The sequence below is a fragment of the Pedobacter nutrimenti genome (assembly GCF_032678445.1).
Lineage (GTDB): Bacteria > Bacteroidota > Bacteroidia > Sphingobacteriales > Sphingobacteriaceae > Pedobacter > Pedobacter nutrimenti_A.
The window spans coordinates 316879-331552 of record NZ_JAVTSQ010000003.1; the positions used below are offsets into that span (position 1 = coordinate 316879).

21 protein-coding genes are annotated in these 14674 nt (G+C 40.7%); 6 read left to right on the plus strand and 15 right to left on the minus strand.

Annotated elements, in window-relative coordinates; genetic code table 11:
* Nucleotides 1–13: 13 nt before the first annotated feature.
* The 4 genes from R2S08_RS06460 to R2S08_RS06475 all read right to left on the minus strand — a co-directional run bounded on the left by R2S08_RS06460 (nucleotide 14) and on the right by R2S08_RS06475 (nucleotide 3069).
* Entirely contained in the window at nucleotides 14–460 is a 447-nt protein-coding gene (locus R2S08_RS06460; RefSeq protein ID WP_316834372.1) for a hypothetical protein, read from the minus strand.
* Nucleotides 461–777: 317 nt separating this feature from the next.
* On the minus strand, nucleotides 778–1827 hold the full coding sequence (locus R2S08_RS06465) for a serine hydrolase domain-containing protein (RefSeq protein WP_316834373.1): 1050 nt from the start codon (nucleotides 1825–1827) through the stop codon (nucleotides 778–780).
* Nucleotides 1824–2738, minus strand: coding sequence for a nuclear transport factor 2 family protein (locus R2S08_RS06470; protein WP_316834374.1), 915 nt, complete (start codon nucleotides 2736–2738; stop codon nucleotides 1824–1826). The genes R2S08_RS06465 and R2S08_RS06470 overlap by 4 nt, the downstream gene beginning before the upstream one ends.
* On the minus strand, nucleotides 2728–3069 hold the full coding sequence (locus R2S08_RS06475) for a DUF6249 domain-containing protein (protein ID WP_316834375.1): 342 nt from the start codon (nucleotides 3067–3069) through the stop codon (nucleotides 2728–2730). The genes R2S08_RS06470 and R2S08_RS06475 overlap by 11 nt, the downstream gene beginning before the upstream one ends.
* A 109-nt stretch (nucleotides 3070–3178) precedes the next feature.
* Here R2S08_RS06475 and R2S08_RS06480 point away from each other — a divergent pair, with 109 nt between their 5' ends.
* Both R2S08_RS06480 and R2S08_RS06485 read left to right on the plus strand, forming a co-directional pair.
* A complete protein-coding gene (locus R2S08_RS06480) occupies nucleotides 3179–3736 on the plus strand; it encodes an RNA polymerase sigma factor (RefSeq protein WP_316834376.1) in 558 nt (185 codons plus the stop codon).
* Nucleotides 3733–4062 carry a hypothetical protein gene (locus tag R2S08_RS06485; protein ID WP_316834377.1) on the plus strand — a complete coding sequence of 110 codons (330 nt, stop codon included), beginning with the start codon at nucleotides 3733–3735 and terminating at the stop codon, nucleotides 4060–4062. The genes R2S08_RS06480 and R2S08_RS06485 overlap by 4 nt, the downstream gene beginning before the upstream one ends.
* Before the next feature lie 73 nt (nucleotides 4063–4135).
* Here R2S08_RS06485 and R2S08_RS06490 read toward each other — a convergent pair whose 3' ends face one another.
* From R2S08_RS06490 to R2S08_RS06505, 4 genes are all read right to left on the minus strand, one after another.
* Complete coding sequence (locus tag R2S08_RS06490; RefSeq protein ID WP_316834378.1) at nucleotides 4136–4507, minus strand: hypothetical protein; 372 nt, start codon at nucleotides 4505–4507, stop codon at nucleotides 4136–4138.
* Between the two features lie 737 nt (nucleotides 4508–5244).
* Nucleotides 5245–5838 carry a Crp/Fnr family transcriptional regulator gene (locus tag R2S08_RS06495; protein ID WP_316834379.1) on the minus strand — a complete coding sequence of 198 codons (594 nt, stop codon included), beginning with the start codon at nucleotides 5836–5838 and terminating at the stop codon, nucleotides 5245–5247.
* Between the two features lie 148 nt (nucleotides 5839–5986).
* Complete coding sequence (locus R2S08_RS06500; RefSeq protein WP_316834380.1) at nucleotides 5987–6721, minus strand: DUF6882 domain-containing protein; 735 nt, start codon at nucleotides 6719–6721, stop codon at nucleotides 5987–5989.
* Between the two features lie 341 nt (nucleotides 6722–7062).
* Complete coding sequence (locus R2S08_RS06505) at nucleotides 7063–7584, minus strand: dihydrofolate reductase family protein (RefSeq protein ID WP_316834381.1); 522 nt, start codon at nucleotides 7582–7584, stop codon at nucleotides 7063–7065.
* A gap of 124 nt (nucleotides 7585–7708) precedes the next feature.
* Between R2S08_RS06505 and R2S08_RS06510 the strand changes: the two genes are divergently transcribed.
* The 3 genes from R2S08_RS06510 to R2S08_RS06520 all read left to right on the plus strand — a co-directional run bounded on the left by R2S08_RS06510 (nucleotide 7709) and on the right by R2S08_RS06520 (nucleotide 9585).
* Nucleotides 7709–8092, plus strand: coding sequence for a helix-turn-helix domain-containing protein (locus R2S08_RS06510; RefSeq protein ID WP_316834382.1), 384 nt, complete (start codon nucleotides 7709–7711; stop codon nucleotides 8090–8092).
* 67 nt (nucleotides 8093–8159) lie between these two features.
* A complete protein-coding gene (locus tag R2S08_RS06515; RefSeq protein WP_316834383.1) occupies nucleotides 8160–9350 on the plus strand; it encodes a threonine aldolase family protein in 1191 nt (396 codons plus the stop codon).
* Nucleotides 9351–9396: 46 nt separating this feature from the next.
* Nucleotides 9397–9585, plus strand: coding sequence for a KOW motif-containing protein (locus R2S08_RS06520; RefSeq protein ID WP_316834384.1), 189 nt, complete (start codon nucleotides 9397–9399; stop codon nucleotides 9583–9585).
* A gap of 60 nt (nucleotides 9586–9645) precedes the next feature.
* Here the strand turns inward: R2S08_RS06520 and R2S08_RS06525 are convergent, their stop codons facing one another.
* The 7 genes from R2S08_RS06525 to R2S08_RS06550 form a co-directional block, all read right to left on the minus strand.
* Nucleotides 9646–10407, minus strand: a complete 762-nt coding sequence (locus R2S08_RS06525) for a hypothetical protein (protein WP_316834385.1) — start codon at nucleotides 10405–10407, stop codon at nucleotides 9646–9648.
* Nucleotide 10408: 1 nt separating this feature from the next.
* On the minus strand, nucleotides 10409–10765 hold the full coding sequence (locus R2S08_RS06530; protein WP_316834386.1) for a hypothetical protein: 357 nt from the start codon (nucleotides 10763–10765) through the stop codon (nucleotides 10409–10411).
* Between the two features lie 301 nt (nucleotides 10766–11066).
* Entirely contained in the window at nucleotides 11067–11432 is a 366-nt protein-coding gene (locus R2S08_RS06535) for a hypothetical protein (protein WP_316834387.1), read from the minus strand.
* Complete coding sequence (locus R2S08_RS28845) at nucleotides 11374–11637, minus strand: hypothetical protein (protein ID WP_410479513.1); 264 nt, start codon at nucleotides 11635–11637, stop codon at nucleotides 11374–11376. The genes R2S08_RS06535 and R2S08_RS28845 overlap by 59 nt, the downstream gene beginning before the upstream one ends.
* Before the next feature lie 12 nt (nucleotides 11638–11649).
* Entirely contained in the window at nucleotides 11650–12120 is a 471-nt protein-coding gene (locus R2S08_RS06540) for a translesion error-prone DNA polymerase V autoproteolytic subunit (RefSeq protein ID WP_316834388.1), read from the minus strand.
* Between the two features lie 134 nt (nucleotides 12121–12254).
* A complete protein-coding gene (locus tag R2S08_RS06545) occupies nucleotides 12255–12884 on the minus strand; it encodes a hypothetical protein (RefSeq protein ID WP_316834389.1) in 630 nt (209 codons plus the stop codon).
* Nucleotides 12881–13156 (minus strand): hypothetical protein, encoded by a 276-nt coding sequence (locus tag R2S08_RS06550; RefSeq protein ID WP_316834390.1) that lies wholly within the window; start codon nucleotides 13154–13156, stop codon nucleotides 12881–12883. The genes R2S08_RS06545 and R2S08_RS06550 overlap by 4 nt, the downstream gene beginning before the upstream one ends.
* A 105-nt stretch (nucleotides 13157–13261) precedes the next feature.
* On the opposite strand from R2S08_RS06550, the gene R2S08_RS06555 reads away from it, so the two are divergent.
* Complete coding sequence (locus R2S08_RS06555) at nucleotides 13262–14617, plus strand: hypothetical protein (RefSeq protein ID WP_316834391.1); 1356 nt, start codon at nucleotides 13262–13264, stop codon at nucleotides 14615–14617.
* Nucleotides 14618–14674 lie beyond the last annotated feature (57 nt).

The following is a 14674-nucleotide window of genomic DNA, read 5'->3' on the forward strand; positions in this document are numbered from 1 at the left end:
AAGAAGTACGGGTTTATTTGATAAACATTCCGTTTCTAGCCCTCGCCTTCCCTGCATTGCTTCCAGCCGACCAATGCTGAGGGCTCCATGAAAACTGCAATAAAAAATACCTGCTGTCCGGATTAGAATGGCTATCTACAAACCCATTGCTCATTAATGTACGCGAAATGAAATTGTTTTGTTTCAAAGCATCCATAAGAACAACACTTACAATACCATTTTTCTGCTTAAATATTCTTCTCTCAAGATTTAAGTTCAGAATAAACCGGTTATGAGCATCCTTAAAACCCTGCACCAAACTCTTACCAACATCAAAACCGAATACAAAAACCTTGGATAAGTAAGCTTTACCATAAACATTAAACTCCGTAATGCCCGCATGGATTCCAGAAAAACCGGGTAAAGAAAACGCAGTTAAAAGCCAAGCAAAAACAAGCCAGGCATGCCAAAGAAACAGCATTTATTTTTATCAACTTTTTGCCATAACGCCCAATATAAAGTACCAGTAGCTTCATCCGGGTCATCAACAATTACCCCATATCTCCCTTATTTTGAAATTATTCCAATGGCATTAGTTTTTTCAATCCATTGTGGATGAAGCAAGAAAGACTGTGTGATAGTGGAGTTAAAGTATTAACATCTTTGGCTTGATCGTTTAAAGACTTAAATTACCTCTATCCTATTTTATGAAATACCGTTCTCCACTCAAGCAGCTATTATGCTGCTTTACCCCGAAGCGCTAGTTCGTTTTTGCAACACTCAAATACACAAATGGTTTCAGTGGTAGCTCAGGGCAAATATTTTTTTAACCAGCTCGTCCATGGGCATGGCCTGCCCGTTGGAGGTATAGGCCAGTACCAGGCCGTCGGCAGGAACATAAGTCAGTGTAGACAGGAAGCTGTCCATGCCTCCGGTGTGCCCGTAGGCGGGTTGTTTTGGGCAATCCATGATGCCCAGGTCCATGCCGTAACCGTCGGTGATTTTTTCCATCATTTGCAGGCTTTGCAGGCTAACCAGTTTGCCGTTAAATAATGCACTTGCAAATAGCGCCAGATCCTGACTGGTAGAAATAATCGCGCCGGCACCTTGTGGGATACTCCAGTCGGTTTCGGGAACAGGTTGCCAGCCTTTGTTATAATTATAACAAAAGCTTTCTTCAGATTTTGTACCTCTCTTAGGGCTATAATAGGTATGCCGCAAATTTACCGGTTCGGTGATGCGCTCCTTCAATAGCTGACCGTACGTTTTTTTGGCAACCCTTTCCAGAATATAGCTGAGCAAGATGTAACCCGAATTGCTGTAAACAGCACGGCTGCCAGGCTGGAAGTCGATGGCACTGGTTTCAATCACACGCAGCACTTCAGCTTCGCTATGCGGTTCGCGGATCCAGTAATCGATGCCAGGAATGGCCTTGATATCACTCAGCCCGCCACGATGGCTAAGCAGGTTGGCTATAGTTATCTTGCCGGCATTGGGCACTTTAGGAAACCAGCTAATGAGCTTATCACTGAGGTGGAGCCGCTTTTCCTGGATCAACTGGAAGATCATCACGGAGGTAAAAACCTTCGAGATAGAGCCGACTCGGTAGCCTGTAGTAGCGGTCGCTGGAATGCTGTCGGTCTTGCTGATCTGGCGAAAACCGTTCACGTGACCGTAGATGACTTTCCCATTTTGCGAGAGCGTCAACGCACCCATATATTGATGTTTGGCATATAAGCTATCCAGCAGGCTGTCGAGCCTTTTGTCCTGGATATTCAGGATTTGACCGTTTGAATTTGACGCTGCTATCACCAGGCAAAGCGCTAAAAATATTTGTTTTAATTTCATCGGTGATCGTAGCTGATGATTCGGCTGAGCTTCCAGGCACCGTTATCAAGGTGCCAGATATCAATAAAATTGGCTGTGGCGGTCAATTGTTCCTTGCCATCTATTTTGGTGTAGAAACGGTGTACGCCAGTTTCCAGTGCGCCATAACCGTTGAGCGGGTAAACCTGCTGGCTGCCCTCTACCAACTCCCGCCGTGAGAAGTTAGCCAAGTCCTTAAAATGCTTTTCAAAGTTCTCCATATTATCAGCGTAATGGCTCAGGCCGCCTTTGTCATGGTAGAATTCCAGATCGGTCGAAAACCAATTTTTGAGCCCGGTGATGTCGCGGTTATTATAAGCAGAAAATAGTGAGCTGTCTGCCGCTATCACCTGCCGGTACAGCGGATCACTTTTGGCGGCTGCTTGCTGCGGGTCGTGCGTTACGATCTGGTAATCCATTTCGCGGCTCATTTTCCAATCGCCCTGCTCCAGTACCCAAATGCGGGTGAAATGCGATTCCTCGACCATTTGCTCCGGCTGGCCGCCTGCGGTCGTATAAAAACGCTGCACGCCGCTTTGGGTAGCGGACCGGAGCCCGACCATGCTGACGCTGGCGCTGCCTTTGACCAGTTCCCTGCGGATGCTGAATTTAGCGGTCTTGACTGCGCAGCGACGGGCGATATTGCCGACAAACTCGGCGCGGCCGGTTAAGCGCGGGGCCATGTTGTCCCCTTTGTCCTGGCTGTACTGGAAATCGGCTGCTAAAGTGGCTTCGACCTGCTGCAGGTTACAGGTTTTCAACACAGCATTAAACAACAGGCTGTCTTTCGCCTGGAGTTTGGCTTCGAGACCCGCGGCGGACTGGGCACTGGCTATTCCGGTCATGGTCAGCAGGCAAGTGCAAAGGGCAGTAAAGGTTGAATTAAATTTCATGGTCTTTCTTTTTGATCAATAAATAATAGGTTAAAAAACCGACGCCCAGGAACACCGCTTCGATACCGAAACCGAGCGTTGAATCTTCGCTGGCCATAGGAATAAAATGGAGCAGGATCAGCCCGAGTCCGCCGGAAAGCAGCAAAAATCCCCATTTCAGGGCCTCATTGCCGGGGTGCCAGAGGTCCCGAATCAACCCGAGGGTATTTTCGTCCGCAGGCCGGGAATCCAACAGGCGTTTTTTGAGGCGGTAGTTGAACCAGTTGACCAGGACGATCCCGATAATGACCAACACGACGATCATGACGAGAAAGGGTGCAATATTTTTCATGTTGTGTAATTAATGTTTAGCCGTTAGTCAAAGGCAAGGGCCTGACGGTTGCAATTAATTTATTTTTTATTTGCTGCAACCTTGAAAGACAATTGGTTGACTAACGGGTATGAGCGAAGACCGGCTATTGGTTTCCAGGGTTTTGAAGGGCGAAGCACGTGCCTTCCGCGAACTGGTGGAGTTGCACCAGCGGCTGGTCAGCTCGATGGTGGGGCGGCTGGTACGCAACACGGCCGAGCAAGAGGATCTTTGCCAGGAAATTTTTATGAAAGTTTATGATAACCTGCATCGCTTTAACTTCCGCTCACGACTGTCGACCTGGATCGCTCGCATCGCTTATCTGCAGGCGATCAATACGGCCAAACGACAGCAAAACCGCCGGGAATTGCCATTGCCCGAAGATCTGCCTGAATTGAGCGCTCCGGAGGATAACCCGGAGCAGGCGTTGGATAAAAAGGAACTGGCCACTTATCTCGGTCTGCTAATTGGCGAGTTGCCCTTTTCCTACCAAACGGCGATTAATCTATATTACCTGCAGGAGTTCAGCCTGGCTGAAATCACCACAATCACCGGGGTGCCGGAAGGTACGCTCAAGAGTCACCTGTCGCGCGCCAGGGGTTTGCTTAAAGAAAAAATCCGTAAACATTTTAAAATTGAAATGCGATGAAAAATGAACAGTTTGATGAATTAGACGAGTTTATTCAACAGTCGGTTATCCATACCAACCCCTTGCCTGCCGGATTTGCTGAAAAGGTGGGTAACCAAATACTGGCGCGCCACCGGAACAAGGAAAACCGGTGGCTCTATGCCATCGGGCTGTTGTATTTCTGCCTGGCACTCGCCGGAGTTTTCGGGCTATCTTTGCTGATCGATGAGAGGCTTGCCTTTAACTTGTTGCAGACCTTGATTGCCTATAAAGCAGTTTTTGTTTTTGGTATGACCGTTTTTGTTGGTTACCATTTTTTTGATAAACGCCTGGTAAAGAAATTTTAGTAAATTTTATCACATCCTCAATTTTTATTCCTTACCATTTTGTAGTGCTTCCTGTTTCTTTCCTGGCTTCTGCCTATCTTACATCAATCTTTGTAGCCCTGCTTTCAAATTGAAAGTAGGCTTTATGTATAAACAGACTAAGAGCAAATACAGCTGCCAATGCAATCCATGAAGTAGATTCGGACCTAGTTGCACTACTTGCAAAAGCATAAGCCAAAAAACCCCATCCAAAGGAGAAGACTATTGCAAAAACATATCTAAATATTCGGATCCTAAAAAACAGATAACTCATAAGTAGCATGGAACCAATGAAAATAATAATTCCAAGAATCCAATTTAAGCTATATTGCTTACACACCCAATAGGAAAAAAAAGCACCTGAAAACAGCATTTCAAGTACAGCCAAAGGAGTTCCTCTCCTTCTAACGATAATTCTTTCTGCCATAGTAGATTTATTTACTATTTCTAAAATAGCATTTTTATTTTAAAATCTGAAAATCAATAAGTTAAAACAAAAATGGAGACGACATGATCACAAAGACGGTGTAAACATTTTAAAGAAAGCTGGAATTGTTGTAGACCCTAGAAATGAGCAATAAGCTTAAATGTATGGGTTGAGCAGGTGTTGTTTTGGAGCGTAAACTATCGTTTCATCATATTATTAAAAGATATTATAAGGGTAATTAACGATAACAGCATAAATATCACCAGTGTAACCATTGAGAATCCACTCTCATAAGAATGCGCTAAAATCTTATACACATAAACATACAGGATAACAATGCTAATCAGACATACCTTATCATTCGAACGATTACTTATTTTTTTGAATCCGGCTCTTAATAAGCTATAAACAGAGAGATAAATCGCTAGCAAAAATGCCATATTAGTTAAAATTACTAAAAACGGACTTGTACTTAAAGAGAAAAAGCTTGACGATCCGTCTACAATCAGAACTGGATAGACGAATAATAATATGAAAATAAAAACGCCAAATTTATCTCCGGAAGCATAAATAAGTAAGAAAGATATTCCAGTTAAAATCTTCAACAGCGGAAGTCGGGAGTTCAAATAGTTTTTCATTTTTAGAAGCATATTTTCATGATCAATTCTATTTTATTAATAAATGATCGTTGAAATTAGCACTTCAGAGCACGCAATTTTTTGACAAAAGGCAAAAAATTACTTTTGCTTTCTAACACGACTCAAGGTCGCCTGTGTAATACCCAGATAAGAAGCAATATATCCTAAGGGCACTCTACTAATGAGTTCAGGGTTGGACTCCAGTAGTTGATCATATCTCTGACGTGCATTTAGCATGCGTAAATTGTTAGCTTGTGCCTCATTTTTAATGTAATATTGTTCAGTAAGTTTTCTTCCAATAAAATTAAACTCAATGTAATGCTGATACAATTGATCTAACATTTCTCTCCTTAAAGAGATTAAGGTGCAATCCTCAATTGTCTCTATATACTCGAAACTTGGTTGGGCTGCAAAAAAACTATACACAGATATCAGCAATTCATTTTCAAGCAATAGCCAAGTTGTAGTTTCTATGCCCTGATTATTTAAATAGTAAACTCTCGCGGCCCCTTTAACAATGAAATAAATTGCATTACTCCGATCTCCTGCGCTTAGTAATTTTGTTTTCCTTTTTGCATGAACAATATCGCTGTTTTCAACTATAGCATTTCTCAAATCATCACTTAAAGGATAAATGGAACTGAAAATTTGCAATAGCTTCTCATATTCGAGATGGTTATTTTCTAAAGGCATATAATAACTTCTTTTACTTCACCTAAAATATACCATTTTTAAGACATAATTAAGGTTACATACAACTCCAAAAGACGCTGCAATATTGAACTTATATATTTTAGAACCTGCATCTGCCAGGTGAAGTATTCGATCATTTATTTGTGTTTTATCCATTGAGCTTTGTAAGCCTGAATTGTTCATCAAATTCAGCGACAATCCGGTTCCCGTCTCTTTCTGCAGAGAGATGGTTACCATTTTCCGCAACATGATAGCCTTTGGCGTTGAGGTAGTTTGTCAAGGCAACCTGGTGATTCATCTCAAACAATGAAATGAGCTGAGGAAAGGTAGTAAGAACCCGGTGATGGTCCTCCTTTCTGATCTTATCAATAGTGTCGCTTTTTATGGTTACCACCATTGCACCCTGTCCGTAATCAGCAACATAATAGGCACTTGAATTAAACATTCCTGACGCAATGAGCCCAATAAGGTGCAAGTCATCCTTTGAGGCATCAAACTCACTATTACTTAATAAAGGAATCTCATTCTCTTCACCATATTTTTTAAGCTGTAAGGCCTGCTGAATAATAGATTCAGGAAGCCCGGATTCCGTATTCGCCCAAGCCCAAAGCCAGGTTTCTGAACTATGGGAGAATGTGCCAAGTACCTGAATAGGAAAAACGAGATTTGTCCCAAAACTGATCTCACCTTTGGTCATATCCACATTCCAGTTATTGCTTCCAATCACTTCACTTAAATCTGATTGTTTATCCAAGGCAATTCCACCAAATCTTTGAATGAGCTCTTGTTCTGTTTTACAAGGCTCTAAATCTATTTTAGAAAGCTTTTCTCCAGTACCGACTGGATTGTTTTCTTGTTTAAATAGCTTGTTGAAAAATCCCATAGTGCTTTTCTTTAGGCTAAAGCACTCGCAAAATGATTGCCAATTTATTAATCTAACTGAGTTCGGGATAAGAAAAATATATAAACCATTGCATAAATACAAAGACACCTAGATATACATATATATATGTATGTATAAAATCTTATAGATCATTTATTTTTGGCTAAGGCAGAAAATCGGGCATCATTAATGGGAAACAACTATTCAGGAACAAAATGCCCTTAACTATGAAATCCTATAAACTACTATTGTTAATTCTATTGTTAAGTGTATCTGGAAAGATGTCCTCTGCTTTTTAGTAAGCAGCAGGGTATTCCAATGGTAAAACTCATGCTCAAGGTTTAATTGTTTTTCTGTATCCTGTAATGAAGCTGAACTGTATCATTATTCAATTTCGATACTTCTAACAAATTAAGTTTAAACTCGCCAACTACCTCTTTTAATAGTGGCAATCCCTTATCAAATAATACAGGCTCTACAACAAAGTAAATCTCATCAACCAATCCAGCATTTATAAATTGACTGATGGTCATTGTCCCTCCAATGATTACCGCTTCTGTATGACCTTTACTTTCTAACATCTGCTTAACTGCAGCAGGGCTGTCTTTTGTAAAGGTTACGGTCGGATTATCCGATTTTGCAGTTTCGTCTGTCGTTAACACGACTGTTGTTCCTTCATCTTTAAGCGGTAAATAATCAGGTGCAATAATATTATAGGTTGTTTTACCCATAATCACTGCTTTAAATTTCTGGCACATAGCGTACATGCCCTGGCCATACTCTGGAGAAAGCCAATCCGGTACATTTCTTGAATTTGAAATCAATCCGTTCGCAGAAGATGCAATATAAATGCTGATTTTCATTGGTATAACTTTATAGTTTAGTAAATTGGTGTTTGTTTATCTGTTTAAAATCTGTAGTAAAATTGTGAACGTTTTGCCTGGTATACAATAACTGACAAAATTGTTAGTAACAAATCTTACAACGATGAGAAAAAAAGAATCGACCGACTATGCCAATGAACAGTCCTTGTTCCAGCTTTGTGAGCGTAATTCAGCGATCAGCATGATTAGCGGACGTTGGAAAGGGCAAATTGTTTACTACATCTCTCAAGGCAATGACCGTTTTCATCTCCTGAAACAAAAATTGCCCGATATTTCAGAAACGGTTTTATCCAGACAACTAAAAGAACTAGAAAGTCATGCAATCTTGGTGAAAAGGGAAATTCCGAATACTGTTCCAACAGGTATAAGGTATATTTTAACCAACAAGGGCATTGATCTGGTTCCAATTTTGGATACCTTATGTAACTGGGGCAAATTATATGCGGACGGGAAAAAGATTACGGTTTATGAAGATAAGCAGGTTTAAAATTAGTTCGCCTTTTACAATTAAAAAAACAGCCGCATATCCATATTATTTACCTTTATAATCTTCTATGTCAACCTATAAACGCCGCGATTTTTTAAAACTTTCCAGTTTGACAGCCTTACCGCTTATTGCAGCGGTAGCCGTTCCATTTGATGCATTCACTGCACAGCAACAAGTACCCTCGAAGGATAATGAAGCGGTCTATTTTATCAATGATGGGATCTTTTATCGACCAGAAGATTTTATCAATAAGCTGCAGCAGATCAATACTGCCGATGCCATAGAAAGAGATAGTTATAGCGAAGGTGGTACGATGGAAAAGCTTTTAAAGAAGTTCGTGGAAATTACCGGAAAAGAGGCTGCTGTTTACCTGCCAAGTGGAACTTTGGCCAATCAACTAGCCATTAGTTATTTATGTGGATCTGGTACTAAGGCTTTTGTACAAGAGACCAGTCATGTTTATAGGGATGAAGGGGATGCCGCACAAACATTGTTCAACAAAAGACTGATTCCCTTGGCTGAAGGGAAAGGGTACTTTACCTTAGAAGAGCTCAAAAAATCCATCAGTTACCATGCGGAGCAGGAAGCATTTGTGGGCGCCGTTGGCGCTATATCGATTGAGACCCCTGTAAGAAGATGCGACAACCAGGCATTTCCTTTAGAGGAGATCAAAAGGATTTCAGCCTATTGCAAAGAAAAAGGCTATAAGTTGCACCTAGACGGTGCCAGGTTGCACATGGCGACTGCATTTACGGCTGCGACGGTTAAGGAATATTCTTCCTATTTCGATACCGTCTATATGTGTTTATATAAATATTTGGGAGCGACTGGCGGTGCGGTGTTATGTGGAGATAAAGCAATAATTGAAAATATGCATCATCTGATTAAAATTCATGGTGGGGGAATCTTCACCAATTGGCCAAATGCTGCGATGGCTTTGCACCACTTAACTACCATTGATGCCGAAATGGAAAAAGTAAAAGTAAAATCGGCCGAATTGTTCTCGCTTTTGAAGCCGCTTAAAGGCATCAAAATAACCCAAGTTACTAATGGCACAAACCAGTTCAATGTATCTGTAGGCAATGGTATTGATCCCGTCAAACTGAACAAAAGACTAAGAGCTGAACATAATATTGTGTTCGGCCTGCCCAGAGAAGATGGATTTGTGAAAATCAAAGTCAATCTAACATTGTTAAGAAGAGACAATCAACAAATTGTTGACGCTTTCAAAGATTCGCTTGGATTTGCAAAGATATAGCACCAGGTATAAATAGCTGTTTTCCCCTCATTTCAAATTACAAAACATGAATATCATCACCATGCCAGACTTAAAAGACGGCGATCGTTGTACCGTTATCTCAGGAACCCATAAAGGCAAATCGGGTACAGTAAGAGATATACACACCAGCAAAACTGGACACATTACAATTACGGTTGAGCAGGAAAATTCTGTAAGGTTCAAAACCCTTGGTAAGAATGTAGTTATTCTTTAAAACCACGAAACTCTCGATCACCCCCTACCAGGACACTCCCCCACAAAAAGTCTTCTGCAGTTACTTTTTCTGCCTGATTTCAGGTAGTTCCAAACCTTCTTTTGCATTTGTCCTAAGCTTTGCCTGGTCATCATACCATTTTTCCAAATCCTTACGACCATTGAAAAACAAACAATTTTCAGGAAAGGAAAACAAAGAAAGCGGAATAGCCTCTCTCTTTACCGAAACAACAGTAAAAGCCTGAACCTTCTCACCATACTGATAAAAAAACTGCATAATAAAATCTGTCTTTCTAAATTTATAATTTGCCCTCAACTTAAACCCATTAAGCGCTTTGCACACATACATAGAATCCTGGCGATTTGTTAACTTATTTGTAGCAACCACTTTCTGACATTTGTAGCCAAAAATATCCTTGTATTTATTCACATAGTCAAAGCGGTAATAGGATGAAGAATCGGCAAGTCCAGCAGTGTCACTATGTTTGGTAGCAACTGAATAACTCTCCTGAGGGCTTACGCTCCATTGGGTTAAATGTTCCAGGTTAATCAATTCGTAGTTAGGATAAGATATTACCGAACTTCCTCCCTGAGATCCATTATGGACAACTGTTTTAATTTCTTTCTGTGGAATAAGAGTAGAATCCGTAATAACTCCTTTTATCCAATTACCCGAAAAAGTATGATGAAAAAAATAAGAGGATTTTTCATGCTCATATCCGGGCTTAACCACAATGATTTCCGCCTCTACCGATTGTTGTGCAGAGACACCGAAATTTAAACCCAATACAAAAAGACAAATTAATACCAGCCACTTCTTCATTTTATTCTACTGTTACGTTCAATGTATTGCTTCCACTTGCACTTACTGTTCTAAGGCCTTCCCATGAACCTCCTCCAAAACTGTAATATAAAGAAATTTTTCCCGTGAAATTTACGCTACCATCGACATAGCTGGAAACTGCTTGATTAACTCCGCTATAAGTCAATGTACCGGGATCATCATATTTTGTTGCAGTTACAACTGTTGACGCTGTTTTGTAAATAAAGCCGCCATTAGATTTTATCTTATTAAATGTTAAATTGACACCAATTGTTACATTAACAAAAAAATAGATCTGTTTAGACCCCAAAAAACTGACTGTACCCCATGGCACATCATCTCCGCTATCATTGTCCATGATCGCATTGTTGACCCTAGCATTCGCAACGGGTAAAGTGGCAAGAATGGGGTACCTCTCAATTTGCCATTCAGGCAATCATTTTCCTTTTTTACCCAGTTCATTAAGCAATTCATCAACCATAATTCCGGCCTTGGGAGAAATGGAACGTATCTTCCCGTGAGAAACCGCATTTCTGATTCTGGTTACGTGCATGATTTTTTCTCTTTGCTCTGATGTGATTAAACCTAACTGAAAAAGTGCTCTGATCACCTGCTGAAAAGGCATAAACCGCTGGGAAGGCACCATGCCACTGTACGGATCATCTTTTACGCTGATAATAATCGATTACCTTATTCAAAAAAGCTTCGCCCTTACTCCTCAGCTCATTAATTTCCTTATGCAATTGCTCAATTTTTTGCTCAATCGCCTTATGGTAAGCTGTATTTCCACCTTTAGGATCACGCAGCACCATGTTATCTAACAGGCTGTTGATTTGATAATTGTTCAGTTCTGTTTTTTCGTACTTCGCTTGAAATTCCTCTGGGGTGTACCAATTGCCATTCAGTTTATTATAAAGCCACACCTTGTGCAGCAAGGCTTCTTTTACCATAGGCATTAATTTCTGTTTATCCCCAATTTTTTGCTGTTGGATGCTCAGGCGGAATTCCGGATCTGCGATTCTCATGGTTGTTTTTTAATGACGCTTCGATTTTATCTGGGGTATCCATATAAAATACACCGGTTTGAGCACACTGTTTCTGTGCAATTTTGTTTGCGATTTTCGCCAGAGTTTCTGTTGCACCGATGCCGATACAAACCGGAACTCCGGTATACTGGAGGATGCGTTTACGCAATTCGGTTGTGATTTTTTCGAGGTCATGGTCGTTTATTAATTATCAGTACTAACGTAAAAGTTGTTCGAATCTATTAATACGAGCACTGGTCCTCCTTCTCTGATCTAATATAACGTGCGGCACTACACCCCAAATCTCAAATTGAGTGCTATCATTTCTTTCAATGGGCTTATAATACGGACTATCCGGCATAAGATATTCCTTACTGTTCTTTTTGAAATAGGCCCGCAGGATAAATTCGTTTTCTAAGATTCCGACCACGATATCACCTTGTATTGGCGTAAGAGACCGATCCACCACAAGCAGATCATCTGGATAAATTCCTGAGCCGGTCATACATTCTCCCACCACTCTGGCATAAAACGTAGTATGCGAGTCTTTAGACACATAGGCATTGAGATCAATGCGTTCTTCCTCGTAGTCAGCAGCCGGATACTCAAATCCAGCATGGATTTGTTCGGCCGGCAACGGCCTCAATTCGGTAGATTCCCCCTTCTGATAGATCAACAGCTCCTTCATGTGTTTCTAATTTAAGTGACCACAAAGTTAAGCTAATAATTTTAGTATAAACAAATTTATACTAATTTATTTAGTATTTTAAATTGAAATAACGAATTGATTGCAGTACTTCAGAATTTTGTATCTTATGAAGATTACCTGTAATTGATCCGGTTGCCCGCAGTGTCTTTTAAATAAGCCACAACGTTTGCCGGAAGCTCGCTGCTTTCTATCGGAAAGCTGACAGAATCGGCAATGAAGTTTTTTGTATGGGCCACCTTCTGAAAAATTTCAAACAAAGCAATGGGTTCCTGGTTAAAACTGATACATGTGCTGATAAAATGCATTTCATCAACCTTATAATTGGGCTGTTTTAGCTTTTCGTTGATGTCCTTTAAACGTGAGATGAAATGCCTTTGCCTGATAAAGGTATTGCTATTGATGATAATGAATACATAGTCGGCATAGGCTGTTATTTTGCCATAATACTTATGGTTGTCGCCACCGCTCCGCTCTATCAGGTATTCACCCGAAGATTCAGATCTGTAAATCTCAACCGATGAACGCCAGATCCTTTCTTCATTATTTTTCTCGGGGTTCTCCGGTAAATTCCGGTTATAGCTATACCATACCCCAATCAGTTCATCCAATAGTCTGGTGTTCACCGTAGCTTTGGGGATACCGATTTTCAGATCATTAAAGTTAAAAGCTTCATGGTGCGAGTTGATGAAATCAATGTAGTTGTCGTAGCCCAGTACCTGTACAATCCTGCTTAGCTTACTCAAATTAGGTTTACTGCCCCCCCCAGGTCTTTCTTACCCTTATAAGCTTTTAATTTGTTAATAATGAGGTGTTCATACAGGTAGTTTGTACCAAACAGATCCGTTTCCTTTTTTATTTTTTGCTTTTTGTTCCGTTCCTGTAGCAGTCCGTTTAATTCTGCAACAATATAGGCCCATTCCGACTTTGATACATCCGCCCATGCATTTTTTTGTAAAAAATGACTGGCCAGAAAGTTCATCAGTTTTTCAAGATGTAAGAAATCCTCATTCTTCATAAGACTAATATAAGACTTAAATAAGTTATAATAATACGTATTTAAGTCTTTTATATTTTTCTGTTTCCTGTAGTTTGTCTATTGAAGATATTAATCCGTTAAGCTATGAAACCGCTACATTCCACCATTTCATTAACAGCAGAACAGTTAAATTACCAGGAAAACCCACTATGGATCAGGATCATCAATTACGTTATTGACGATGCCAACGCTGTAATCCCCTTTTCTAAAAAATTAGCGCAAACAGAAAAATGGACTGCAGAATTTACCGAAGGTGCCATTCTTGAATACAAGCGTTTTATTTACCTCTGCTGTGTTTCAAAAAATGGTGCGTCGCCTTCCGTCGTGGTCGATAAGGTATGGCACATGCACCTGCTTTATACTACGGAATACTGGAAGAATTTTTGTCGCCATATCCTCCGTCGTGAGCTGCATCATTTTCCAAATGTAGGTGGCATCATTGATTACAATAAGCACCACGACTGGTATCTGGAAACAATGATCCTCTATATGAAGGTTTTTAAAAAAGATCCGCCTGCAAAGTTCTGGCGTATCCCGAAAATATTAAAGCCATTTCTGCAGCAATCTGGTATTAAAATACCAGTACAGCTTTGTTATTTAGCTTTGGCCATTCCCTTTCTGTTAAACTGGTTGCTGTTTGGCAGCTTGCAGCTCAATAATCTTTCCGACCTGCAATACCACGTTCTTTTTATACCATTGATCCTGATCATTACCTGGGTTGTATCTATCAGCAACGCCCGTCACCTGCAACCACTCATCAGGAAGCTACCCGGCTTCAACCGTTATCAGATGGCCTATTTATCGGGAGGGCACCACAATGCTTTTTTACTGCTGGTGAATGATCTTGAAGAATATAACTGGATTAAACTGCATTATGGAGCAGAAGATTATGACCAAAGGCATTTTGCGCTTAAAGACATTCCCTCCAGGCCTTCAGCGAGCTCAAACTTAATTCATCCTGATTTGCTGCTGCAGGCGTTAAAAACATTGCCAGACCCTTTGCATTTTAATCTTACCCAGCTAAGGGAAGCTGTGAATGAATACTTAGATGGCATTGCCACTGTGGAGCAGGGACAGGCTAACCTAGATCCCATTATCTTTCCTGTTTGGATGGTATTGACCCTTCTGCTGATCTGGTCTTACCCAACGGAAGACCCTCTTATTCCTGTCGTTGCTTTAGATTTTGTCCTCGCCATCATTACCGGAAGGATGATGTATGCCTGGATTGTGAGAGAAACGGACCAGGAGATGATCAAAAGAGAGATGAAAAAGTATAGCCTGTTTTTTAACGACGTTAATACCTTAAACCAACAGCAGATCATTACGGATCAATATTCAGGCGTTTCAAATTATTTCTTCTTCAAAAACCTGGGTAATTTTTTTATCAACAGGAAATCCTGCGGGGCTACACCTCCTCCCAGCTGTAGTTGCGGCTGCTGATGGAGGTTTGTTCGGATGACTTTCAATGAAAATCACTAAATTCACCTCATATCAAAT

What these genes read in the sequence shown, in the direction of transcription:
- R2S08_RS06460 (WP_316834372.1), bottom strand. Translation starts at nt 460, where the DNA reads ATGCTGTTTCTTTGGCATGCCTGGCTTGTTTTTGCTTGGCTTTTAACT.
- R2S08_RS06465 (WP_316834373.1), bottom strand. Translation starts at nt 1,827, where the DNA reads ATGAAATTAAAACAAATATTTTTAGCGCTTTGCCTGGTGATAGCAGCG.
- R2S08_RS06470 (WP_316834374.1), bottom strand. Translation starts at nt 2,738, where the DNA reads ATGAAATTTAATTCAACCTTTACTGCCCTTTGCACTTGCCTGCTGACC.
- R2S08_RS06475 (WP_316834375.1), bottom strand. Translation starts at nt 3,069, where the DNA reads ATGAAAAATATTGCACCCTTTCTCGTCATGATCGTCGTGTTGGTCATT.
- R2S08_RS06480 (WP_316834376.1), top strand. Translation starts at nt 3,179, where the DNA reads ATGAGCGAAGACCGGCTATTGGTTTCCAGGGTTTTGAAGGGCGAAGCA.
- R2S08_RS06485 (WP_316834377.1), top strand. Translation starts at nt 3,733, where the DNA reads ATGAAAAATGAACAGTTTGATGAATTAGACGAGTTTATTCAACAGTCG.
- R2S08_RS06490 (WP_316834378.1), bottom strand. Translation starts at nt 4,507, where the DNA reads ATGGCAGAAAGAATTATCGTTAGAAGGAGAGGAACTCCTTTGGCTGTA.
- R2S08_RS06495 (WP_316834379.1), bottom strand. Translation starts at nt 5,838, where the DNA reads ATGCCTTTAGAAAATAACCATCTCGAATATGAGAAGCTATTGCAAATT.
- R2S08_RS06500 (WP_316834380.1), bottom strand. Translation starts at nt 6,721, where the DNA reads ATGGGATTTTTCAACAAGCTATTTAAACAAGAAAACAATCCAGTCGGT.
- R2S08_RS06505 (WP_316834381.1), bottom strand. Translation starts at nt 7,584, where the DNA reads ATGAAAATCAGCATTTATATTGCATCTTCTGCGAACGGATTGATTTCA.
- R2S08_RS06510 (WP_316834382.1), top strand. Translation starts at nt 7,709, where the DNA reads ATGAGAAAAAAAGAATCGACCGACTATGCCAATGAACAGTCCTTGTTC.
- R2S08_RS06515 (WP_316834383.1), top strand. Translation starts at nt 8,160, where the DNA reads ATGTCAACCTATAAACGCCGCGATTTTTTAAAACTTTCCAGTTTGACA.
- R2S08_RS06520 (WP_316834384.1), top strand. Translation starts at nt 9,397, where the DNA reads ATGAATATCATCACCATGCCAGACTTAAAAGACGGCGATCGTTGTACC.
- R2S08_RS06525 (WP_316834385.1), bottom strand. Translation starts at nt 10,407, where the DNA reads ATGAAGAAGTGGCTGGTATTAATTTGTCTTTTTGTATTGGGTTTAAAT.
- R2S08_RS06530 (WP_316834386.1), bottom strand. Translation starts at nt 10,765, where the DNA reads ATGGACAATGATAGCGGAGATGATGTGCCATGGGGTACAGTCAGTTTT.
- R2S08_RS06535 (WP_316834387.1), bottom strand. Translation starts at nt 11,432, where the DNA reads ATGAGAATCGCAGATCCGGAATTCCGCCTGAGCATCCAACAGCAAAAA.
- R2S08_RS06540 (WP_316834388.1), bottom strand. Translation starts at nt 12,120, where the DNA reads ATGAAGGAGCTGTTGATCTATCAGAAGGGGGAATCTACCGAATTGAGG.
- R2S08_RS06550 (WP_316834390.1), bottom strand. Translation starts at nt 13,156, where the DNA reads ATGAAGAATGAGGATTTCTTACATCTTGAAAAACTGATGAACTTTCTG.
- R2S08_RS06555 (WP_316834391.1), top strand. Translation starts at nt 13,262, where the DNA reads ATGAAACCGCTACATTCCACCATTTCATTAACAGCAGAACAGTTAAAT.